Source organism: Isoptericola maris, assembly GCF_048065335.1.
Taxonomy (GTDB): Bacteria; Actinomycetota; Actinomycetes; order Actinomycetales; family Cellulomonadaceae; genus Isoptericola; species Isoptericola rhizosphaerae.
Genome location: NZ_JBLUNY010000010.1, coordinates 55,201 through 76,104 on the forward strand (window position 1 = coordinate 55,201; position 20,904 = coordinate 76,104).

At 71.1% G+C, this 20,904-nt stretch carries 20 protein-coding genes, 1 tRNA gene and 2 pseudogenes; 10 read left to right on the forward strand and 13 right to left on the reverse strand.

From position 1 onward, the window contains the following. Nucleotides 1-4: 4 nt before the first annotated feature. From ACH5HR_RS14140 to ACH5HR_RS14150, 3 genes are read right to left on the reverse strand one after another with little or no spacing between them, the layout of a single operon-like run. On the reverse strand, nucleotides 5-1,462 hold the full coding sequence (locus tag ACH5HR_RS14140) for a phytoene desaturase family protein (protein WP_416478423.1): 1,458 nt from the start codon (nucleotides 1,460-1,462) through the stop codon (nucleotides 5-7). Nucleotides 1,463-1,472: 10 nt separating this feature from the next. Then, complete coding sequence (locus tag ACH5HR_RS14145) at nucleotides 1,473-3,593, reverse strand: acyltransferase family protein (protein ID WP_416478425.1); 2,121 nt, start codon at nucleotides 3,591-3,593, stop codon at nucleotides 1,473-1,475. A gap of 3 nt (nucleotides 3,594-3,596) precedes the next feature. Continuing rightward, a complete protein-coding gene (locus tag ACH5HR_RS14150) occupies nucleotides 3,597-4,505 on the reverse strand; it encodes a Sir2 family NAD-dependent protein deacetylase (RefSeq protein ID WP_402377002.1) in 909 nt (302 codons plus the stop codon). Between the two features lie 137 nt (nucleotides 4,506-4,642). Between ACH5HR_RS14150 and ACH5HR_RS14155 the strand changes: the two genes are divergently transcribed. Together ACH5HR_RS14155 and ACH5HR_RS14160 are read left to right on the forward strand one after the other, a co-directional pair. Further along, the gene (locus tag ACH5HR_RS14155; RefSeq protein WP_416478427.1) at nucleotides 4,643-8,401 is read left to right on the forward strand and encodes a right-handed parallel beta-helix repeat-containing protein; all 3,759 of its coding nucleotides are present in this window, start codon (nucleotides 4,643-4,645) and stop codon (nucleotides 8,399-8,401) included. A gap of 233 nt (nucleotides 8,402-8,634) precedes the next feature. Further along, entirely contained in the window at nucleotides 8,635-8,877 is a 243-nt protein-coding gene (locus tag ACH5HR_RS14160) for a metallothionein (protein WP_402376996.1), read from the forward strand. Between the two features lie 41 nt (nucleotides 8,878-8,918). On the opposite strand, the gene ACH5HR_RS14165 is transcribed toward ACH5HR_RS14160, so the two are convergent. After that, the gene (locus tag ACH5HR_RS14165) at nucleotides 8,919-9,224 is read right to left on the reverse strand and encodes an ANTAR domain-containing protein (RefSeq protein ID WP_416478527.1); all 306 of its coding nucleotides are present in this window, start codon (nucleotides 9,222-9,224) and stop codon (nucleotides 8,919-8,921) included. A 12-nt stretch (nucleotides 9,225-9,236) separates the two neighbouring features. Then, nucleotides 9,237-9,473 (reverse strand): annotated as a pseudogene (locus ACH5HR_RS14170) (PAS domain-containing protein); the annotation flags it as partial. A gap of 361 nt (nucleotides 9,474-9,834) precedes the next feature. On the opposite strand from ACH5HR_RS14170, the gene ACH5HR_RS14175 reads away from it, so the two are divergent. The 3 genes from ACH5HR_RS14175 to ACH5HR_RS14185 all read left to right on the forward strand — a co-directional run bounded on the left by ACH5HR_RS14175 (nucleotide 9,835) and on the right by ACH5HR_RS14185 (nucleotide 12,982). Beyond that, nucleotides 9,835-11,589, forward strand: coding sequence for a glycosyl hydrolase family 18 protein (locus tag ACH5HR_RS14175; protein ID WP_416478429.1), 1,755 nt, complete (start codon nucleotides 9,835-9,837; stop codon nucleotides 11,587-11,589). A 185-nt stretch (nucleotides 11,590-11,774) separates the two neighbouring features. After that, a tRNA-Ser gene (locus ACH5HR_RS14180) sits at nucleotides 11,775-11,863 on the forward strand. 300 nt (nucleotides 11,864-12,163) lie between these two features. Beyond that, nucleotides 12,164-12,982: a transposase family protein gene (locus ACH5HR_RS14185; RefSeq protein WP_416478430.1), complete on the forward strand. Its 819-nt coding sequence runs from the start codon at nucleotides 12,164-12,166 to the stop codon at nucleotides 12,980-12,982. A gap of 241 nt (nucleotides 12,983-13,223) precedes the next feature. Here the strand turns inward: ACH5HR_RS14185 and ACH5HR_RS14190 are convergent, their stop codons facing one another. After that, a complete protein-coding gene (locus tag ACH5HR_RS14190) occupies nucleotides 13,224-13,445 on the reverse strand; it encodes a hypothetical protein (RefSeq protein ID WP_416478432.1) in 222 nt (73 codons plus the stop codon). Between the two features lie 678 nt (nucleotides 13,446-14,123). Between ACH5HR_RS14190 and ACH5HR_RS14195 the strand changes: the two genes are divergently transcribed. Next, a complete protein-coding gene (locus tag ACH5HR_RS14195) occupies nucleotides 14,124-14,378 on the forward strand; it encodes a hypothetical protein (RefSeq protein ID WP_416478434.1) in 255 nt (84 codons plus the stop codon). Nucleotides 14,379-14,383: 5 nt separating this feature from the next. Here the strand turns inward: ACH5HR_RS14195 and ACH5HR_RS14200 are convergent. The 3 genes and pseudogenes from ACH5HR_RS14200 to ACH5HR_RS14210 all read right to left on the reverse strand — a co-directional run. Beyond that, a pseudogene (locus ACH5HR_RS14200) lies at nucleotides 14,384-14,716 on the reverse strand (replication initiator); the annotation flags it as partial. Nucleotides 14,717-15,064: 348 nt separating this feature from the next. Further along, nucleotides 15,065-15,373 carry a type II toxin-antitoxin system TacA family antitoxin gene (locus ACH5HR_RS14205; protein WP_416478436.1) on the reverse strand — a complete coding sequence of 103 codons (309 nt, stop codon included), beginning with the start codon at nucleotides 15,371-15,373 and terminating at the stop codon, nucleotides 15,065-15,067. A gap of 55 nt (nucleotides 15,374-15,428) precedes the next feature. Beyond that, on the reverse strand, nucleotides 15,429-15,941 hold the full coding sequence (locus ACH5HR_RS14210) for a GNAT family N-acetyltransferase (RefSeq protein ID WP_416478437.1): 513 nt from the start codon (nucleotides 15,939-15,941) through the stop codon (nucleotides 15,429-15,431). A gap of 332 nt (nucleotides 15,942-16,273) precedes the next feature. Here ACH5HR_RS14210 and ACH5HR_RS14215 point away from each other — a divergent pair, with 332 nt between their 5' ends. Next, a complete protein-coding gene (locus ACH5HR_RS14215; RefSeq protein WP_416478438.1) occupies nucleotides 16,274-16,717 on the forward strand; it encodes a hypothetical protein in 444 nt (147 codons plus the stop codon). 446 nt (nucleotides 16,718-17,163) lie between these two features. After that, the gene (locus ACH5HR_RS14220; RefSeq protein WP_402376959.1) at nucleotides 17,164-17,328 is read left to right on the forward strand and encodes a hypothetical protein; all 165 of its coding nucleotides are present in this window, start codon (nucleotides 17,164-17,166) and stop codon (nucleotides 17,326-17,328) included. Here ACH5HR_RS14220 and ACH5HR_RS14225 read toward each other — a convergent pair. Then, complete coding sequence (locus ACH5HR_RS14225) at nucleotides 17,325-17,798, reverse strand: winged helix-turn-helix transcriptional regulator (RefSeq protein ID WP_402376956.1); 474 nt, start codon at nucleotides 17,796-17,798, stop codon at nucleotides 17,325-17,327. The two genes, ACH5HR_RS14220 and ACH5HR_RS14225, sit on opposite strands and share 4 nt — an antisense overlap. 104 nt (nucleotides 17,799-17,902) lie before the next feature. Between ACH5HR_RS14225 and ACH5HR_RS14230 the strand changes: the two genes are divergently transcribed. Continuing rightward, nucleotides 17,903-18,400: an SRPBCC family protein gene (locus tag ACH5HR_RS14230; RefSeq protein WP_402376953.1), complete on the forward strand. Its 498-nt coding sequence runs from the start codon at nucleotides 17,903-17,905 to the stop codon at nucleotides 18,398-18,400. Between the two features lie 103 nt (nucleotides 18,401-18,503). On the opposite strand, the gene ACH5HR_RS14235 is transcribed toward ACH5HR_RS14230, so the two are convergent. Both ACH5HR_RS14235 and ACH5HR_RS14240 read right to left on the reverse strand, forming a co-directional pair. Then, on the reverse strand, nucleotides 18,504-18,794 hold the full coding sequence (locus ACH5HR_RS14235; protein ID WP_402376951.1) for a DUF1905 domain-containing protein: 291 nt from the start codon (nucleotides 18,792-18,794) through the stop codon (nucleotides 18,504-18,506). Between the two features lie 173 nt (nucleotides 18,795-18,967). Next, nucleotides 18,968-19,408 (reverse strand): anthrone oxygenase family protein, encoded by a 441-nt coding sequence (locus ACH5HR_RS14240; RefSeq protein ID WP_416478441.1) that lies wholly within the window; start codon nucleotides 19,406-19,408, stop codon nucleotides 18,968-18,970. An 89-nt stretch (nucleotides 19,409-19,497) separates the two neighbouring features. Here ACH5HR_RS14240 and ACH5HR_RS14245 point away from each other — a divergent pair, with 89 nt between their 5' ends. Next, entirely contained in the window at nucleotides 19,498-20,085 is a 588-nt protein-coding gene (locus ACH5HR_RS14245) for a TetR/AcrR family transcriptional regulator (protein WP_416478443.1), read from the forward strand. Between the two features lie 24 nt (nucleotides 20,086-20,109). On the opposite strand, the gene ACH5HR_RS14250 is transcribed toward ACH5HR_RS14245, so the two are convergent. Further along, complete coding sequence (locus ACH5HR_RS14250) at nucleotides 20,110-20,886, reverse strand: CPBP family intramembrane glutamic endopeptidase (RefSeq protein ID WP_416478445.1); 777 nt, start codon at nucleotides 20,884-20,886, stop codon at nucleotides 20,110-20,112. Nucleotides 20,887-20,904 lie beyond the last annotated feature (18 nt).

Consider the following 20,904-nt stretch of genomic DNA (forward strand, 5'->3'; position numbering starts at 1 on the left):
GAGCTCAGAGGGTCGCCGTGCGCAGGTCGTAGACCTCCCGCAGCGCGTGCCGGGCCGCATGCCAGCCGGCCATGCCGTGCACCCCGGGGCCCGGCGGCACGGACGCCGAGCACAGGTAGACCCCGCCGGCCTGCCGGTACGGGTTGGGATGGGCGGTCGGCCGGGCGATCATCCGCCACAGGGTGACGCGCCCGCCCGCGATGTCGCCGTCGGTCAGGTTCGCGTTGTGCTCGGCCAGCCGGGAGGCCGGGGTGCACCGCGAGGCGACGACGACGTCCCGCACGCCGGGCGCGAAGCGCTCGATCTGGTCCAGCACGTCGTCCGTCACGTCGCGGGTGGAACCGGCGGGCACGTGCGCGTACGCCCACAGGGGGCGCAGGCCGCCCTTCGCACGGGAGGGGTCGACGACGGTCGGGTCGCTGACCAGGCACATCGGCCGTTCGGCGTGGTCGCCCGCCGCGACGGCCGCCTCCGCCCGGCCCATCTCCGCACGGGTGCCGCCCACGTGCACCGTGCCCGCCCGGCCGACCTCCGGCTCGGTCCACGGCACCGGGCCGGACAGCACCAGGTCGACCTTCGCGGCGGCGTCGCCGCGCGCGACCCCCGTCAGTCCTTGGCGTCGTGACGGCGGCAGGTCGTCGCCCAGCACGTCCAGCAGGGTCCCGGGCGAGGTGTCGAACAGGTATGTCGCGGCGTGCGGCAGGTCGGCGCGTGACCGCACCGGATGATCGGTCACCACGGTGCCGCCCCGGGACTCCAGCTCGGCCTGCAACGCCGCCGTGATCGCGCCCGACCCGCCGCGCGGGATCGGCCAGCCCGCACCGGCGTGCGCCAACGCCCCCAGGAGCAGCGCCGTCCCGGCCGCCCCCGTCGACGGCAGCGGGGCGATGGCGTGCGCGGCCACCCCGGTCAGGAGCGCCGCCGCCTCCTCGGTGCGGAACCGCCGCCCCCACAGCCCGGTGCCCTGCTCGGCCACCGCCAGGCCGAAGCGGGCGGCCGTGACCGCTGCTCCGCCGTCGGACAGGCCCGGAGGCCAGGAGCGCTTGTCGCACAGCGCGAGCCCGACGACCGCCTGCCAGTGCTCGGCGAGCGGGCCGAGCAGCGAGCGCCACGCGTCGCCGTCGGCCCCGAGGCGCTCGACGGTGCGCTCCAGGTCGCGGTAGGCGATCCCGGCGCGGCCGCCGGGCAACGGCTGGGCGTAGGACACGCCAGGGGTCAGCAGCTCGACGCCGTGGGTCGCCAGGTCGAACGCGCGCAGCACGGGCGAGGCCCACGCCATGGGGTGGACGGCGGAGCAGACGTCGTGCACGATCCCGTCGGCCAGGCCGAGGTCGAGGGTACGGGCGCCCCCGCCCGCCGTGGGCTGTTCCTCCAGGACGACGACCTCGAGGCCGGCGCGCGCGAGCGTGACCGCGGCCGTGAGCCCGTTCGGCCCCGATCCCACCACGACGGCGTCCAGCATGCTTCGCAGCCTACGGCGGGCTCTCGAGCGCCGCGCGGACGGCACCCGACACCTCGGGGGCGAGCGTCCGGGCGAACGTCGCCGTCAGGTGCCCGTGGTCGAAGTACGCGGTGACGCCGCCGATCACCGGGTGGCAGATCTCGTCGCACATGAGGTGGTCGACGCTGGTCACCGACACCAGGCCGGTGGTGTCGGCGCTCGCGGCCGCGGCGAGCGGGTCTGGCTCGAGCGCGGTCGCGGGCAGGGCGCCGCAGGCGTCGGGGTCGTAGGCGAGCTGGACGAGGCACTCGGGCACGTTGCGCGGCATCGCCGGGGTGTCGCGCAGCACCAGCACCGGGATGCCGGCGTCGGTGAACGCCGCGAGCGTCTCGCGGTAGGCGTCCTCGGCGGCGGCCACCTGGTCCTCCTCGGCGACGCCGGCCAGCGGCTGGTGGGTGCGGTCGGACAGGACCACCAGGTCGTAGCCGCCGGTCACGACGCTCTCGACGGCCCACCGGTTCGTGGCCTGGCACGCCTGCGTCACGCCCTCGCCCGGGAGCTCGATCGGCGCGTCGACGGTGTAGCAGACGGACTGCAGGTACGTGTCGAGCTGCCAGCCGTCGGTGGCGATCGCGTCCTCGAGCGCCGGGACCCAGTGCCCGGCGTGCGAGTTGCCCACCAGGGCGAGCCGCGCCGTCGGCTCCCCGGTGCCGTCCCCGCCGTAGGTGCACACGTTCCGGGTGGTGAAGGGCGAGTCGTTCCAGCAGCCGTCGGCGTACACCACCGGCTTGTCCTGCGCGGCGGCGGTCGGCGGCAGCACGAGGCCCGGGTCGTCGCAGGCCTCGTCGCGGACCACCTGCGCGCCGAGGCACGGCCCGGCCTGCGCGACGGCGGCGCGCGCGTCGACGACGGCGTCCCGCTCGGCGGCGCTCGCCCACTCCCGGACGCCGACGGCGGTGCCTCCGACGACGGCGACGCACAGCCCGAGCATCGCGAAGGTCGCCCCGAGACGGCGGGTGAGCAGGGGGTGGAACCGCAGGCGGTCCTCGACGTACCGCTGGGAGAACCAGGCCAGCAGGAGGGTCACCCCGAGGATCGCCAGCAGGTCGACGTCGCTGAGGTCGCGGCTCAGGGCGAACGGTGCGATGACGATCAGCGGCCAGTGCCACAGGTACACCGAGTAGGACGTGTCGCCCAGCCACTGGACGGGCCGCCAGCGCAGGGCGGCACCCGGGCCGGCGCGGAGCCGGTCGGCGTCGGCGAGGATGACGAGCAGCGCCCCGACGGTCGGCAGCAGGGCGGCGTACCCGGGGAACGCGGTCTCGGCGTCGAACGTCAGCACGGCGACGGTGATCATGGCCAGGCCGGTCCAGGCGGCCGCGGCGCGCAGGGCGGACACGGAGGGCGGCGAGCCGGGCTCCGCGCCGACCTGACCCTCCGGGGCGGGCGCCCGGACGGTCCGCAGGGCGAGCACGGCGGCGAGCAGCCCGCCGAGCGCCAGCTCCCAGAACCGTGTGGTGGACACGAAGTACGCGGCGGCGGGCTCCGCCCACGTCATCCACACCGACCAGCCGAGCGAGGCCACCAGGACCGCACCCGTCAGCGCGACCGCCAGTGCCGCCGTCGTGCGCTCCGGGTCGCGATGCCGGCGCCGCGCCCGCAGGCCGGCCCAGGCGACCGCCGCGAGGAGCAGCGGCCACACCAGGTAGAACTGCTCCTCGATGGACAGCGACCAGTAGTGCTGCACGGGGGAGTGGAGCTGGTCGGCGGCGAGGTAGTCCGTCTCCGACCTCGCCAGGGCCCAGTTCTCCAGGTACAGCGCCGAGGCGAGCACCTCCCGCCCGACCTGCACCAGCGTGGTGGTGGGCAGCCAGGCGGCCGCGGCGACGATCGTGACGAGCAGCACGAGGCTGGCGGCCGGGATGAGGCGGCGCACCCGCCGGGCCCAGAAGCCGAGCAGGTCGCGGCCGTCACGGATCGGGCGGCGCAGCAGGTGGCTCGTGATGAGGAATCCGGACACCACGAAGAACACGTCCACGCCGACGTACCCGCCCGTGACCGCGGCGGGCCACAGGTGGAAGCCGAGAACCGCGGCGACCGCGAGGGCGCGCAGGCCCTGGATGTCGGTCCGCGCGGTGGACGGTGCTGGCACGCGTCAGAGCATCTCACCCAGGGCGACGAGGGTCTCGCTCACGCCGGCGTCCACCTTGACCGTGGCGAGCGGGTCGCCGCGGGTCTCGCCGCGGTTCACGATGACGACCCGCTGCCCCGCCTGGGCGGCCCGGCGCACGAACCGCAGCCCGCTCATCACGGTGAGGCTGGTGCCCGCGACCAGCAGGGCGTCCGCGGAGTCGACCAGCGCGTAGGCGTCGTCGACGCGGGCGCGCGGCACGTTCTCGCCGAAGTAGACGATCTCCGGCTTGAGCACGCCGCCGCAGAACTCGCAGTCCGCCGGGCGGAAGTGGGAGGTCTTGGCGATGACGGCGTCCGCGTCCGGGGCGATCTCGATGTCCGCGACGGTGGTGCCGCCGTCGAGCACGGACTCGACGAAGCCCGGGTTGAGCGCGTCGAGGCGTTCGGCCAGGTGGGAGCGCGAGATGGTGCGGCCGCACTGCAGGCAGATCACGCGGTCGTAGCGTCCGTGCAGGTCGATGACGGTGCGCGAGCCGGCGTCCTCGTGGAGCAGGTCGACGTTCTGGGTGATGACGCCCCGCACGATGCCGCGCTGCTCCAGGTCGGCGAGCACCCGGTGGCCCGCGTTGGGGTGCGTGCGGCGGACGTGCTGCCAGCCGACGTGGTTGCGGGCCCAGTAGTGGCGGCGGAAGTCGGGGTCGCCGGTGAACTGCTGGAACGTCATCGGGTTGCGGGGTGGCGAGTCGGGGCTGCGGTAGTCGGGGATGCCCGAGTCCGTGGAGATCCCGGCGCCGGTCAGGGCGGTGACGGTGCGGCCCTCGAGCAGGCGGGCGGCGTCGTCCACCGTGCCGTGGTGGATCACGGCGTCGGGGGGCAGCTCCCAGCGGCGTTGCTGGTAGGTGGGGGCGAGCGGCCGGGGGGCGGGTTGCACTGTTCGAGCGTACGACGGCGGCGCGGTGCGCGAGCGGGGCCGACCCTTGACGCCGGGACGAGGATGCGGCTACCTTGTCGGAAACCGGTTTCCCGCACGTTCGACGCTGAGCGATGCGCATCTCGACGAGGAGATCCATGACACCGACAGGCAGCAGGTTCCGTGCGTCGTGGGCGGTGGTCGCGGCAGCGGCCCTCACCTTCGGCCCGGCGGTCGCGGCGGTCGCCGCCGGCCCCGAGACGGCGTTCAGCGCCGACGACCTCACCGCCGGGGAGTACACGAGCGACGTCGTCGCCGGGGACTTCACCGTCAAGGCCGCCGAGGGCAAGGACGTCGACGTCGACGGCAGCAGCCGTACCTCCGACCGCGGCGACGAGTACACCCAGCGGCTCAAGCTCAACGGATCCGGCACGGCCGACCACCGGTCGCTGCGGTTCACGGTGGACGAGGCGACCGAGGTCCTCGTCCACGCCCGTTCCGGCAGCGGCAGCAGCGACCGTGAGCTCGCGCTCTTCGACGAGTCGTGGACCGTCGTCGACGCCGCCCCCGCCCTCGCCGACGACTCCGGCGTGCCCGTCGCCACCGAGGTCCTCGAGGTGCCGGCCGCGGGGACCTACTGGCTCTCCTCGCCGTCCTCGGGCGTCAACGTCTACTACGCCCAGCTCGGCATGGACGACGACGTCGCCCGCGCGCCCTGGGCGGACGTCGCGGCACCGGTGGTCGACGGCGTCACGCCCGACCCGCAGGACCCGGCCCGGCTCGCCGTCGCCTACAGCGGGTTGGTCGGCACCGACGGCGGCGACATCGCCCACGCCCTGCTGTACGACGCGGCCGGCGAGATCGTGGACCGCGACTTCACCGCGGCGCAGGGGACGTCCGGCACCGTCTCCCTGACCCCACCGGCCTCCGGCACCTACGAGGTCGAGGTGCGGCTGACCCGCTCCGGCGAGGCCGACCCGCTGGTCTCCGAGCGGGCGACCACCGGCGAGTTCTCGCTACCGCTCGTCGGCCCCGAGATCACCGGCGCGCTCACCACGGCGGTCTCCGGCGGTCAGGGCACCGTCGCCGTCGAGTGGGGAGCCACGCCCGAGGCCACGACCTACGCCGTGCAGACCAGCACCGACGGCACCGGCTTCACCACCGCCGTCGACGGCGTGACCGGCACGAGCGCGGAGATCGCCGGGCTGACCGTCGGCCAGACCTACCAGGTGCGCGTCGTCGCGCAGCGCGGCACGGACGAGGCCGCCGGTGCGCCCTTCGAGGTGACCGTGGCGGACTCGGTCGAGCGCTGGCAGTCGGCGGACGTCGGATCGAACGCCGGCTCCGGCGGCGAGATCGTCGAGAACGCCGACGGGACCATCACCTTCGACGCCCGCGCGAGCTCCACCAAGCTCGCCACGTCCGAGGACGGGTTCCAGTACTACTTCACGAGGATCGACCCGGCCACCGAGAACTTCACGCTGACCGCCACGTTCCACGTGGACGACTCGGCGGCGAAGGACAACCAGTCCGGGTTCGGCGTCGTGGCGGTCGACGACCTGGTCGCCGAGTCCTCGCCGCACCGCTACTTCAACTCGGCGGGCGCGCTGCTCACGCGGTTCGGCGACGGCACCGAGAACGTGGTCAACGGCATGCCGGGCGCCCGGTTCGTGCACGGCTACACCGGCGCCACCGACGACAACACCGCCGGGTCGCGTGACCAGAGCGACTCGGTCGTGTTCGACCCGGACTACCGGCCGGAGATCGCCACCGGGCCGAAGTTCGGCGACGGCGACGTCTACGAGCTGACGCTGCGCAGGTCCAACACCGGGTTCCACGCGATCTGGCACGGTGCCGGTGCGGACGGCGAGGACATCGAGGTCATCCAGTACGACCCCGAGATGCTGCTCCAGCAGGACCCCGAGGCGCTCTACGTCGGCATGGCCGTGGCACGCAAGATCCAGGTCACGGTCACCGACTGGGAGCTCACGACGATCCACCCGGACGACGACGAGCCCGCGCAGGAGCGACCGATCGAGTACGTGCCGGCCGACCTGCAGGTCGACGTCACCTCCACCACGCCGCACGACCAGATCGACGTGCCGCTCGTCTCGACCATGCACGGCGAGGGCCAGATCCTCGACGCCGCCGGTGACGTCGTCGTCGACGGCGTCGAGCTGGCGCCGGGGGAGCGCGAGCTCGTGAGCGTCGACCTCGCGCCGGGGGAGAACGCACTCACCGCGCGGCTGCTGCCCGACGCCGAGCAGCCGCAGCTCGGCGAGTACGAGCGGATCGAGTCGACCGACCCGGTCGACGTCCCCCTGACGGTCACGGTCGACTCGTACGGCGAGCCGGGCGAGTCGATCTGGGTGGCGCCCGACGGCTCGGCCGACGGTGCGGGCACGCAGGCCGACCCGCTCGACCTGCACACGGCCGTCGGCTTCGCCCAGCCCGGGCAGCAGATCGTGCTGGCGGGTGGCACCTACACGCCGCAGCGCGCGGTCGTGGCCGAGCGCGGCCGGGACGGTACCGAGGACGCGCCGATCACGATCCTGTCGGAGCCGGGCACCCGTGCGGTGCTCGACCTGTCGGAGTCGCCCGACGGCGGCCTCGTGATCCGCGGCGACTGGTGGCATGTGTACGACCTCGAGATCACGGGTTCGGCGGACAAGCAGAAGCCGATGCTCGTCGAGGGGCACCACAACGTGGTCGAGCGTGTCGAGTCGCACCACAACCGGGACACCGGCATCCAGATCTCGGGCCGGTCCGCGGAGCCGCCGTCGATGTGGCCGTCGCACAACCTGGTGGTCTCCTCGGTGTCGCACAACAATGCCGACGACGGCGGCAACGACGCCGACGGGTTCGCGGCCAAGCTCACCGTCGGCGAGGGCAACGTGTTCCGGTACAACATCGCCCACCACAACATCGACGACGGCTGGGACCTGTTCGCCAAGTCCACCACCGGCCCGATCGGCACCGTGGTGGTCGAGGACTCGGTGGCGTACAGCAACGGGTGGCTCGAGGCGGACCCGACGCGGACGGGCGAGGGCAACGGGTTCAAGCTCGGCGGTGAGTCCATGCCGGGCGACCACCTGCTGCGCAACGCGGTCGCCTTCGACAACCTCGCCACGGGCGTGACGTCCAACTCCGGTCCGGACATCCGGCTCGACCGCGTCACCTCCGTCGACAACGAGCGGGGCGTCCGGCTCGAGACGAACGCGAGCGAGACGGCGTACGAGGCTGCCGGGGTGCTGTCGTGGCGGGCCGCGGCGTCGGACGTGCTGGGCCTCGCCCAGGACGACACGTCGCTGCTGACCGACCCGTCCAACTACTTCGACGGCACGACGGCGGACGCCTCCGACGGGCGGCCGGCCGAGGTCGGCGAGGACTGGTTCGTCACGACCGACTCCGCGGCCACGGTGCCGCAGATCGCGGCGGACGGCTCGATCGAGATGAACGGGCTGTACGAGCTCACGGACGTGGCGCCGTCGGACACCGGGGCGCGCCTCGTGGCGAACCCGGGGCCCACCGAGATCGAGCTGCTGCCGGAGGTCACCACGCCGCTGGAGAACACGGTGGCGCCCTCGATCGTGGGTGACGCGGTCAAGGGTTCGCGCCTGACGGCCGACCCGGGCCGGTGGTCCGCGGACGCGGAGTTCTCGTACCGCTGGCTGCGCGACGGCGAGCCGATCGGCCGCAAGGGCACGGAGCAGGACTACCGGGTCAAGAAGGCCGACGTGGGGCACGAGCTGAGCGTCGAGGTCACGGCAGTCCCCGCGGGCGGCGGCGAACCTGCTGTCGCGACGTCGGAGCCGGTGACGGTCGACGAGCGGCACGGGGGCGGTCACGGCGGCTGGCTCGGCGACGTCGTCGACAGTCTGATCGACTGGCTGAAGCGCCTGTTCGGGATCGGCTGACGCCCAGCCCTTGCCCCCGAATTACCGACGTCGGCAATTCGTCTCGAGGTCGGTAGTGCGAACTACCGATCTGGGCACGGACTACCGACGTCGGCAGTTCGAGCGCCGCGGTGGCCTGCTCGCCGGTTTCGCCCTAGCGTGGAAAGGGCGGGGCCGGCGAGCCCGGGGGACCGGGCGCACCTCGCGCGACTGGTCCAGCCACGGGCCGACCCGTTCATCGACGGAGGGGCGACATGGCAACCTGCGACATGTGCGGCAACGAGTACGCACACACCTTCACGATCACCAAGGCCGACGGCGCGAGCGGGGTCTACGACTCGTTCGAGTGCGCCATCCACGCGATGGCACCGCGGTGCGCCCACTGCGGGTGCGCGGTGCTGGGGCACGGCGTCGACGTGGACGACGAGACGTTCTGCTGCAGCCACTGCGCCCGGGTCAGCACCGGGGCCGAGCTGACCGACAGCGTCGGCGCCTGACGGCGTCGCGCGTCGGCCCGCTCCCCGCTCTGCGGTGAGGCTCATCCCTCCGTGCGGAGGCTCGCGTCGAAGTGGCGCAGGGCGCGCGTCGGGTCGACGGGCTGTCCGGGCACGGTGGCGGTGCGCACGTGCCGCACCAGCCGCTCGGCGAGCGCCCGGAGCGGGACGTTCGAGTCGTTGGAGCGACGGCGCAGCAGGGCGAAGGCCTCGTCGTCGTCCGCGCCGAGCGCGAGGCTCACGAGCAGCTTGGCCCGCTCGATGTCGCGGCGGCTCTGGGCGGCGGCGCGGATCGAGAAGTTCGCCTCCTCGGACGCGAAGCGCTTGATGCTGCCGGTGAGGTCCAGCACGTAGCCGACGAGGTCGACGAGGTCGCCGTGGTCGTCGGTCCGGCCGCGGCCGACGATCGACACCACGTGGTTCTTGCCGTGGGCGTCGATGATGCGGTGCACCGAGGCGAACGGGGCGCCGGTGCGGCGTGCGTCCTCGAGCACGTGGCGTACCTGCTCACGGTCGGCGGGGTGCTTGTGGGCGAGGACCATCGCCGTGGTCGGGACCACCTCGCCGGGCTCGAACCCGTGGATCCGGTAGGTCTCGTCGGACCACCACCACTCCTGGGTGGTGAGGTCGACGCGGTAGGTGCCGGTCGGTGTGCGTCACCCAGGGCAAGGACGTTCTCGAGCGGCTGGTGCTCGGTGCTACCCGGTGAAGGGTCCATCGCGCTCTCCTCTGTCCGTTGGTCCGTCGCTGGGTCTCAGCGGTGGGTCGTTACCGCGACGTTATCCCCGCCGGAGCGGACCTGCCGTCCGAGCGGTCGTCCCGTGCCCGGCTCTCACAAAGTCATCACGAAGGAGGCTCTTGCGGCTCGGGCCCTGGTGCTGCGGCCGACGCCTCGCTATTGTGCAGGGAACCGAACAAACCGGGTTCGGTCGCATCCCGAGGAAGCAGCGAGGCTCCCCGATGAAACAGCGCACGTCCGTCCTGACCACCCTCACCGCCACCGTCGCCGCCGCCGGACTCACCGCAGCGGCACTCGCCGCGCCCGCAGCCGCGGCGAAGCCCGCCCCCGCACCACCCGACGCGAGCTCCACCCACGACGCCGACGGCGTCAACGGCTACACGACGCTCGGCTACTTCCCTGCCTGGGGCACCGGGGACACCCACGACTACGAGGTCGCCGACCTCGTGAAGACCGGCGCCGTCGCCGACCTCACCCACCTCACCTACGCCTTCGGCAACGTCACCAGCGACCTGGTGTGCGACATCAGCGACGACGTCGTCCCGGACGACGGCGTCGACCCAGGCCAGCCGGAGGGCGACCCCGAGAACGACTATCTGCGGATCGTCGGCGCCGGGGACGCCGTCGACGGTGTCGCCGACGTCGAGGGGCAGGCGCTCGCCGGGAACTTCAACCAGCTCCGCAAGCTCAAGGAGCTCTACCCCGACCTGAAGATCATGGTCTCGCTCGGCGGCTGGACCTGGTCGGACAACTTCTCCGAGGCCGCGTCGACGGCGGAGAGCCGCGCGCGGCTCGTCGAGTCCTGCCTCGACGTGTACCTCGACGGCAACCTGCCTGTCGTCGGCGACCAGGGCGGCGAGGGTGTCGCCGCCGGCATCTTCGACGGGTTCGACATCGACTGGGAGTGGCCGGCCGCGACCGGCGAGCACCCCTCGCCGAACCCCGAGGCCGACCGCGAGAACTTCCTCGCCCTCATGGAGCTGTTCCGCGCCGAGCTCGACGAGCGCTCCGCCGCCGACGGCGAGGACTACCTGCTGACCGGGTTCGCACCGGCCGGCTGGGCCCCGCGCACCGACGGCGGCTGGGTGGACCCGCGGCTCGCCGCCGTCGTCGACTTCCTCAACATCCAGGGCTACGACTACCACGGCACCTGGGTCGCCGACCGGACCGGGCACCAGGGGAACCTGCACCCGTACTCCTGGCCGGACGCGCCGGACCAGGACGCGAACTGGGGTCTCGCGGCCGACAGCCTGCTCGGCGCCTACCGAGCGGCGGGCTACCGGGACGAGCAGATCGTGCTCGGCCTCGCCGCCTACGGCCAGGGCTGGGAAGGGGTCGACGACCCGACTCCGGGCGCTCCGGCCGGTGGAGCGCTCGGCGTGAAGAACTACTCCGAGCTGCGCACCGTCGGCGAGGAGTACTACGACGCCGAGGCCGTGGCCGCCTACCGGTGGGACGGCGACCAGTGGTGGAGCCTCGACACCCCGACGTCCGTGACCGCCAAGGCCGAGTGGCTCGCGGAGAACGGGTACGGAGGCGCCTACTTCTGGGACATCGCCGGGGACTACCGCAACGAGCTCGGCGGCGCGCTCGCCGACACCTTCCGGGCTGCGGCACCGGGACCGCTCGTCGTCGGTGACGGGGCCGCGCCCTGGTACGCCTCCGGGGTGTACACCGCCGGCAACGTGGTGTCGCACAACGGCGTCGAGTACGAGGCGAAGTGGTGGACGCGCGGCGAGATGCCGGGCGCTGCCGCCAAGGCGTCGAAGGGCCCGTGGGTGGAGGTCGGCGTGCACGGCGACCACCCCGTGGCCGCCGAAGAGTGCGGGGAGGCGTTCGACCCGGCTGCGACATACGCGTCCGGCGACGTGGTCTCGCGCGCTGGTGTGAACCACACCGCGCTGTGGTGGACCCGCGGCGAGGTGCCCGGGACGTCGGTCACCGGCGCGTGGGACGCGGGAGCGCCCTGCGCCTGAGGCTGCACCGCCCCACCCGCGCCGCGAAGTAGTACCTCCCGTGCTGGTGAAGTGCCCCGCGGGTACTCCACCACCGCCGGGCGTACTACTTCGCGGCACGGGTGACGGTGACCGACGTCGCAGGGGCGCAGATTTCGCAGATCTGTCCGCGTTCGGTATCCTCGGTGGGCCGGTTCGTCCGGCGAGGTAGCGTGTCCGAGCGGCCGAAGGTGCAGCACTCGAAATGCTGTGTGGTTCATAGCCACCGTGGGTTCAAATCCCACCGCTACCGCCACCCGAAGGGCCCCACCCGCGAGATTCTGCGGCTGTGGGGCCCTTCGTCGTTCCCTGTACTCCGTTTTCACTCCGCTTTCCCCCGGCCCGAGCACTGGGCCGACCGACTCGACCCGGTGACCGCAGCACGAATCGAGACGAGCGGCCCTCGACTCAGAGGTGTTCTCACCAGGCCGTGTGAGGTGATCAGCGCGACGGTGCGGTGACCTGCAGGTTCGTGCGGGAGTGGTTTGGCAGCAGCAGGGTCCCAGGGCCAGGATGCAAGTCGCCAAACACACATACCGGACGACTGGGACCCTGCTTGATCACCTATCGTGCCACCCTCGACGTGCCTGCTCACACCCTGCGCACCGTGACGCGCTGGATCGCGGCGCACCGCCAGGTTCGAGACATCCGCCCGTGGCAACGCGTGGCGACCGCACGCACGCAGGCGCTGCTGGTGCTGCGCTGGTTCTCCGGCTCCACGCGGGTCCACCTGCTGGCCCGCGATGCGGGGATCTCGATCGCGACGGCCTACCGGTACCTGCACGAGGCCATCGACGTCATCGCCCTGCGGGCTCCCGACCTGCACGACGTGCTGGCCACCGCGCGCGACGAAGACTGGCCGTACGTCTGCCTCGACGGCACCCTGATCCCGACGACGCAACTGCACGGCCCGAAGAACCCCTCCGGAGCAGAATCCTGGTACTCCGGCAAGCACCACCGCCACGGCGGCAACATCCAGGTCTTGTGCGACCCGAGCGGCTACCCCGTGTGGGTCTCCCCGGTCAGCCCGGGCTCGACCCACGACATCACCGCCGCCAGAGCCTTCGCCCTGCCCGCGCTCTACCCCGCAGCCGCCGCCGGCATCCCGACACTGACCGACGCCGGCTACCAAGGCGCAGGAGCAGGGATCTGGCACCCGCTGCGCCTGCCCGCCAACCCGCACCTCGACGACGTCACCCACAACAAGCTCCTGACCGGCCTGCGGTCCGTGGCCGAACGCGGCAACGCCCTGCTCAAGAAGACCTGGCCCGCCCTGCAGATGATCACCCTCGACCCGCACCGCCTCACCGAGATCACCGCCGCTGCCCTCGTCCTGCTCCACCTTCAACGAGGAACCCGACGACCACGCTGGTGAGAACACCTCAGAGTCTGAACGTCCCACGATCCAGTGCGCCGAGAATTTGGTTCGTTGTGAGAACTTTCCTTACTGACTCAAGGCGCGGCTCCGCCGCGCGGTCGGTCGTCCGGGCGGGGCCCCGCGCTCCGCTCGCAGGCTCGCTCCGCGCACCCCACCCGTCCGACCTCCCCATGGCAAGACGAAGGCGGCACCGAGTCTCCCCGGGCCGCCATACGTTCATCCGGCTGCTGTGCGGCGCCTACTTCTCCGGCTGCCGACGCGTGCGCCCCAGCGCCTCGAGCTGCAGGCGAATGCCCATGAGCTCCCGGCGCGTCTTGGCGTTCGACTGCAGGATCAGCCCTACGACGAGCAGGGCGATGCCTGGGAGGAGGAAGATCAAAGCGTCTTCAGGGCCCAGTTCGGCGACGCCCCAGATGACGCCGATTGCTGTGAGGATGGCACCAGCTGCGGTTGCGATCATGGCCGGGATTCTCGCAGGTCATCGGCTGTTTGCGACGGTCCGCCCGCCTCCGAGGCTGGCGCTTCGGGCGAACGTTGCCGGCCCCGCACCGATCGCCGAGCATCCGGCCGGCTCCGGCTCACGTCAAGGGCGCCTGCGGCGTCGCTGCGCGATGGCCTGCGGCCACCCTTGACCCGGGCCTCCGCCGACCTCTGGTGCTCCGCTATCGGTACGGCGCCTCGGAGTGTCCCAGCCGGTCGGGCACCCGCCAGGTCACCAGATTCCCTCCGTTTTGGGGTGGCGATGCGGCCGATCACGTGCAACCCCGTGCGACCATCCCCGTCGTGAACATGCAGGTCAGAGGTGTTTTCATGGCCTCGGAGGCGACGGCGTCCGAAGGCGCCAGCAAAGCCCACCGCTACCGCCACCCGAAGGGCCCCACCCGCGAGATTCTGCGGCTGTGGGGCCCTTCGTCGTTCCCCGTACTCCGTTTTCACGGTGCCTCCTACGTCGTTGTGGTGTGGTGATGGGTGGGGGTAGGGCTGTTGACGGCCGCTCCACCTCGATACGGTGGTCCGGAGCATCGATCTGGGAGGTCAGTGCATGGAAGCGGAGTCCCGACCAGGCGAGGCGAGCGCGTTGACGGCCGATAGACCCCGAATCCCGTGGGCCGGGTCGACCACGATCGCCGGAGTCGTCGTGCTCCTGCTGCTCCAGGCCCTTCTCGGAGCGTTCTTCGTCGGCGCTTGGCTGGAGAACCTCGGTGACCGGTCCAACGGGATCGGAACGATCCCGGTGTGGCTCAGCACGGTGACCGTCACCGCGTTCGTCGGGGCAATCCTCAATGAACTTCACGCGGCCGTTCGGCGTCACGAGAACCTCCCTTTCGTCGTGTTCTCCTCCACGGTGCTGATCCAGATCGCCTGGACCATCGAGGCCTTCTACGACTCGTAGCCGCGTCAGTTCAGGCGCTGCGCCCTCCATTGCGCGTACTCGCGTGCCCGGGCGGCTGCGGCGTCGGCCAGGGCTTTGGCGCCGGGGTTGGTCCAGCCGGTGCCCTGGTAGGTCCAGGTGGCGACGACGAGCATGGTCTCTTCCTCGTCGGCCAGCAGGCGGTTCTCGAGGTCGGCGGTGTCCATGGGAGTGCCGTCGCGGTCGGCGTCGGCCTTGAGTCGCTGGAACCGCATGCGGGCCCGGCGCAGGCGTCCGAGCGGGATCGAGTAGCGGCGCGACTTGCTCGAGAAGTGGCCGCGGATGCCGAGCATGTGAGCCCACTTCGCGAGGAGTCGGTACGGGCTGTCGGCGCACTGCCCGCAGACTCGTCTTCGGGGTCCGGGCCGAGCAGGCTATCTGCTGGAGCCGGCGCCGGTCGGCCGATCCCACGCTGTGACGTCGTGCCGTGCTGCCGTGCTGCCGTGCTGCCGTTCGCGGTCGTGTACGTCCGCGTCCGTGTGCGCCCGCCCTGTGAGAACTTTCCTTGCTGACTCAAGGCGCGGCTCCGCCGCGCTGGGCGGCATCGCGGGCGGGGCCCCGCGCTTCGCTCGCTGCGCGCACCCCACCCGACATCCCGTCCCGAGACGACGAAGGGCGGCCCCGGATCAGTTCCGTGGCCGCCCTCTGTTCGCGCTCGGGCTGATCGCTCAGTGCGACGTCAGCTCCTGCTTGCCGTGCTGCGGGGTGTCCCGTCGGACCGCGGCGATGAGCGCGGCAAGTTCCGGGACCACGCTCGGCTCGGCGTCGAGTGCGCTGTCGACCTGGTCGAGCTCGCGCGGGGTGAGCTGGAGGACGCGGTCCCGGAGCAGGACCTCGCGGGCGTGCTCCATCGCAGCCCCGAGCACGAACGCGGACACGTCCTGCTGCTGGGCGGCAGCGGCCTCGCGGATGGTCGCGAGAGCATCGGGCGACAGGCGCATGTTCAGACGTTCTGACCGCGCGTTGGCGGTGGGCATAGTGGCTCCTCGGATCTTTGGTGTACGTCTACTGTACGCACGTGGTGCGTACGGCTCAACTTGGTTCTGCTGAAGCGAACGTCGCGCGCAGGTCCTTGGTCGTGAGGAAGAGACTGAGATCGTGGTCGAGGAACCGGCGGAAGCCGTGCTTGAGGTAGAAGCAGGCGGCGTCCTCGTGGAGCGCATGCACGACGACGATCTCGAAGCCGACGTTGTCGGCCGCTGCCAGCAGCCGCTGGAGGGCGTCGACGAGGAGCAACTTGCCGACGCCCTGACCCTTGTAGTCGTTGTCGACCGCGAGCCGTGCAAGGAGCATCGCCGGCACGGGGTAGCGGCGTCTGCGTCCCATCGCTGACTCGCCGTCGGCCGCTGACAGCTCGAACGTGCGCATGGAGAAGTAGCCGGCGACGCGCTGCGCCTCCTCGTCGAGGAGCAACGTGGTGCGGACGTTGTCCTTCTTCTCGCTCTGGCTGGCGTACCGGGCGAGCCACTCGTTGAGCTCCGGCTCGCCGCAGTCGAACGGATGGAGCTTGATGGCCGCCGAGGTGAACGGCCGCGCGATGAGCATCGTCGTTGGTGCCTTTCCGATCGCCAGGACTTGAGCGGTCGCCACCCTACGGCGAGGTGGCGACAGGGGTGCGTGCAGGCGGGAGCCGCCGTCGTCGGGTAGCGCTGCTCTCTCGCGTTCCGGCCCCGCACCGACAGCCGAGCATCCGGCCGGCTCCGGCCCGCGTCAAGGGCGCCTGCGGCGTCGCTGCGCGATGGCCTGCGGCCACCCTTGACCCGGACCTCCGCCGACCTCCTGTGCTCCGCTATCGGCACGGCGCCTCGGAGTGTCCCCGCCGATGACTCGGCCACAGTTCGCGGCCGTGGTCGGGTGCCGCTCCGTACACTCGCGCCGTGAGCTACGTCTTCAACTCGCTTCTTGGCCGGCTTGTGGGCTATCGGTTGTACTCGGTCGAATTCGTCCTGGACTTCGTGCAACTGCACTTCGACGTCTTCCCGACAGCGGACATGCCCATGCTGACCTGCGACGTGAGCCCGACCGTCATCGTGAGCGATCGCGTGATCGCGCCAGGTCAACACGGCTGGGCTGACGCTCTCGTCGGGCTGGCCGGGCAGAGCATCACGGCAACGCACGAGGGGGTCGGCGCGGGCATCAGCATCGAGTTCGAGACTGGCGCAGTCCGACTCCGGCCGAGTGCGGACGAGCTCGTTAATCCCGAGATCGCGACGCTCAACGGCTTCGCTGATGGTCAGTGGATGTGCTGGCGCCCGACCGAAGAGGCCTTCGAGTACCTCCGCGATGTAGCGCCGGGAGCCCCGTCGGCCGACCAGCAGTGACCTGGCAAAGCACCCGGGTCTACCTCCAGCCCGCAAGTCACCTTTTTCACTCTGCTTTGCCAGCGAAACCAGCGCGAACAGGTACAACGCGCTACACGCCCCGACGAGGCGTCGACCCAGGTCAGGGGCAGATTGTCCCGCCCTGCCAACCACGTCCGAAGCCTGCGACTGAAGCCCACCGCTACCGCCACCCGAAGGGCCCCGCCCGCAAGATTCTGCGGCTGTGGGGCCCTTCGTCGTTCCCGTAACTCGTGCTTCGCTGCTGCCGCCCGCGGCTGCAGTAACGTTTCGACAGGACCACCCCACGGGACCGTCCGCATGCCTGCGCCCGTCTGCGCCGACGATGGCCATCAACTGCTCGACGTTGCCCTGCCCTCACCACTCGGACGGCATCGCGGCACGCGTCTTCTGATCCGCCCGGCCCTGGCCCCGTCAGCAACGCGATGATGGGTGTCGCTTTCCTGGTACAGGCCGTCGTCGCGTTCTTCTTCGGGATCTTCGCGACGCAGTTCGTCGTCCTGGCGCTGCGCCGGTGGCACCCGGTGCGGGTGGTCTCCATGACAACGCTGCTGATGCTCGTGGTGTGGTCGCTGGCATCCAGGACGGCCTAGCGGTTCGTGCTCTCGTCCGCGAGCTGGGCGACGACGCTGTCGTCGCCCACGAACACGCTGCCACCACGGCGCACGGTCTCGCGCACGCGTGCGATCGCCTCGGTCTTGTTCGCCTTGACGTACGTGATCCAGTCCGGGGGCGCCTGCGTCTGGGGATCCACGCCCGCGCTCCACTCCGCCATCTCCAGGAGGAGGGGAATGAGGTCCAGGCCACGCTCGGTGAGGGAATAGCGAACGCGCCGCTTGTCTGCGGGGTCGGGTGACCGGTGCAGCACGCCGGCCTGGACGAGCCCGTCGAGCCGTGCCGCCAGCACGCTGGGCGCGATGGCCTCCTCCGAGGCGAGAAAACCGTTGAACGTGTGCTTGCCGGAGTACACGACGTCGCGCACGATGAGCAGCGACCACGGGTCGCCGAAGGCCTCGAGCCCGAAGTTGATCGGGCAGTGCGACTTGCCGCCGGACCTCTTCACCAACTACCTCCACACTATTGACTACGATGATCGTAGCGTCTAGCGTCGATCTCACCGTGGCAGCGATCGGCCTCACAGTGGAGGCCCCGTCAGGAGTGATCGAGATGTCGCACCAACCCTCGGCGACAGTCGAGTCGAGCCGGACCGTCCCCGCACCGCCCGGCGACGTCTTCGCGGCGTTCACCGAGTCGAGCCTGCTCTCCCGCTGGTGGGCCGTGGACGGATTCGCTTGCACGACGGCGGAGCTGGACGTGCGTGAAGGCGGCGTGACCCTCACGGGGATGACCGCTCCGCCCGAGTACGGCGGCGGCACCACGTACAACACCTGGACGTACACGCGCGTGGACCACCCGCACCGCCTCGAGTACACGATGCGGTTCGCCACGGAAGACGGCACGGCGCTGACTCCTGGCGACGACGGCGTCCCGTCCGGTATGCCCGACGGGACGCCGCACGTCGTCACGTTCGAACCGGTCGACGGTGGCACGCGGGTCACGGTCGTCGAGTCCGGGTATGCGGAGGGCCCAGGCCGCGACGGCTCCCAGATGGGCCTGGATCAGTGCATGGACAAGCTCGCTGGCCTGTTCCCTGGACGACGCTGACCGCGACGAAAGTCGATGCATCGTCGCTACCGGAGTGCCGCCGTCGGCCGCAACGGAACTCGCCGAGATCAGGGGCCCTTCGTCGGTCGCGGGTGCAGTGGCCTCAGCTCAGACGCTTCGCCAGGTGGACGGTGACGGTGTCGCCCACGTCCTTGCCGAGCTGCTTGCGCAGCTTCGCGTTGAGGGACAGCATCAGCTCACCGCGCCCGGTGGGCATGAGGCCGATGTTCTCGACCGGAACATCATCGACGGTGGCGTCGACCCGCACCGACCGTCCCGTCCCCAGCAGCTCGGCGGCACCGGTGAGCTCGACGCAGGGCCAGGTCTCGCCCTTCACGTCGACGCCGATCGGCGCGGTGAACGTGTGGTCGAGTGTGGTGCTCGTGTCTGACATGGGAGTCCTCCGGGTTGGTCGACAGGTGTCCACCCCTAGACCGCCGCACCCGACTGATCTCATCGGTCACCGCCCGCTCTCACTCTCGAGCATCGACGCAGCCCATGGCAGCGGCACCTCGGCCGGGTGGCCGACGACTCCGACGTGCCGGCGTGCCGCCGTCCGCTCCGTGGTCATCGCGTGGCGGCGACGGTTACGAGGACGAACGCGGTGATGATCAGGGCCAGGCGCACCAGGTGCAGGCGGTCCCAACGGCTTCGTTGGTCGCGCCAGTCGGCCGGAGCTGTCTCAGGAGTCCAGGTCTTCGACCGGTTGTTGATCGGGACGAGCAGCGCAACGGACATGATCACGCTGACGAGCAGCAGGGCGACCGCTGCCCAGGCGGGCCCCGCGGTGGTGGGCTCTGCCAGTGCCGTGCCGGCGACCAGGAGGACCGAGCCGATGTACCAGATCGGCATGACGCGTCCGAGCATGCGTGCCCCGTCGGAGCGTGCTGCGATCCCGGCGTCCCGGGGGAGCCGGTCGAAGATCGGATTCATGACGAGCGCGACCGACAGCTCCACCCCCACCATCAGTCCGACGACAACCACAGCGACGATCGACAACGATTCCATGACGCGCTCCATCCTCGGTTAGCGCCGCTAGATCTAGCGGTGCTAGAGAATGTAGCAGCGATTGTCTAGCAGTGCTAGAGTTTGGGCGCATGACGACTCCCGCCGCGGCACGCCGAGCCCGTCAGCTCAAAGAACGGCGGTCGCAGATCGTCGGTGCGGCCCGCACCCTCGCCGAGACGGAGGGGTGGGACGCCGTGACCATCCGCCGACTCGCCGACGCGATCGAGTACAGCCAGCCGGTGCTCTACGGGCACTTCCCGCAGGGCAGGACGGAGATCGTCACCGCCGTCGCGCTGGAGGGTTTCGAGGAGCTGGCGACCGCGCTCGCGCCGTCGGCGGACGTCCCCGTAGCGAGCGACGCCGAGCGCGTCCGGGCGCTCGTGACCGCCTATCTCGGCTTCGCCGAGCGCCACCCGGCGACCTACGACGCGATGTTCCTGCTGCCCGTCCTCGTCCCGTTCGCCTCGGACGAGACGCCGGCGATCGTGCGAGCCGGGTTCGAGGCGATCGAGGGCGCACTCCACTCTCTCGACGACCCGCCAGCCGACTTGCCGACGACGGCGGAGGTGTTGTGGGGTGCCGTCCACGGCATCGTCGCCCTCCGGCGCGCGGGACGCTTCCCGGCCGCGCACCAGGAGGAGCGGGTCGAGACGCTCGTGCGCCTCGTCGTCCGCTGACCCGGCCCGATGGCTGAACGCCGATCAGCGGATCGACAAGCTCCTCGTGTCCGCGTCCCGCCGTCGCTCCTTCACCAGCAGCACGACGGCGACGACGACGCCTGCGACCGCGAGGAACGGGGCGACGAGTCCGGCCCAGGGGAGGCTCGACGAGAACGTCGAGAAGTCCCACAGTCCGTGGAGGAGCATCGCGGGGACCAGCGAGCCCGTCGAACGGAACGCCAGGTAGTACACGGATCCGAGCCCGAACTGGATGACGACCTGGAGGAACGCCAGCGATCCGATGCCGAAGAAGAAGTTCGGCAGGTGCAGCAGCGAGAACAGCGCGGTGGACAGGAACCAGACACCCGTCTCGCCGAACCGGCTGCGCAGCGCGACGAAGAGCTGACCACGCGCGACGACCTCCTCGTTGAACCCCACCAGGATGCTGCCGATCACGAGGAGGATCCACATCGTCATCGTGACGCGGGAGAACTCGCCGAACACCAGGTTGAGGATCGCGACCACGGCCATGATCACCGGGACGACGGCGCCACTTCTCGGGAGCCGCTTCGTCTCGCGCAGAGCCGGCCGCCACCACCCGAAGACCGAGAGGCCGACCAGGATCACGGCGAGGCCACCGCTGAGGGGCGCCACATACCACTTCGCCAGCGTCTCTTCGCTCTCCCCGACGCGGGCGTAGTCGATGCCGTTGACCATCCAGACGGCGTAGAAGACTGCCAGGTAGGTCACGAAGAGACCGAGGCCCAGCCAGACCCGAGGACGGACGCGCAAGGCTGTCACGCCGGACGTTGTGTGCATGGCGGCAGTAGAGACCAT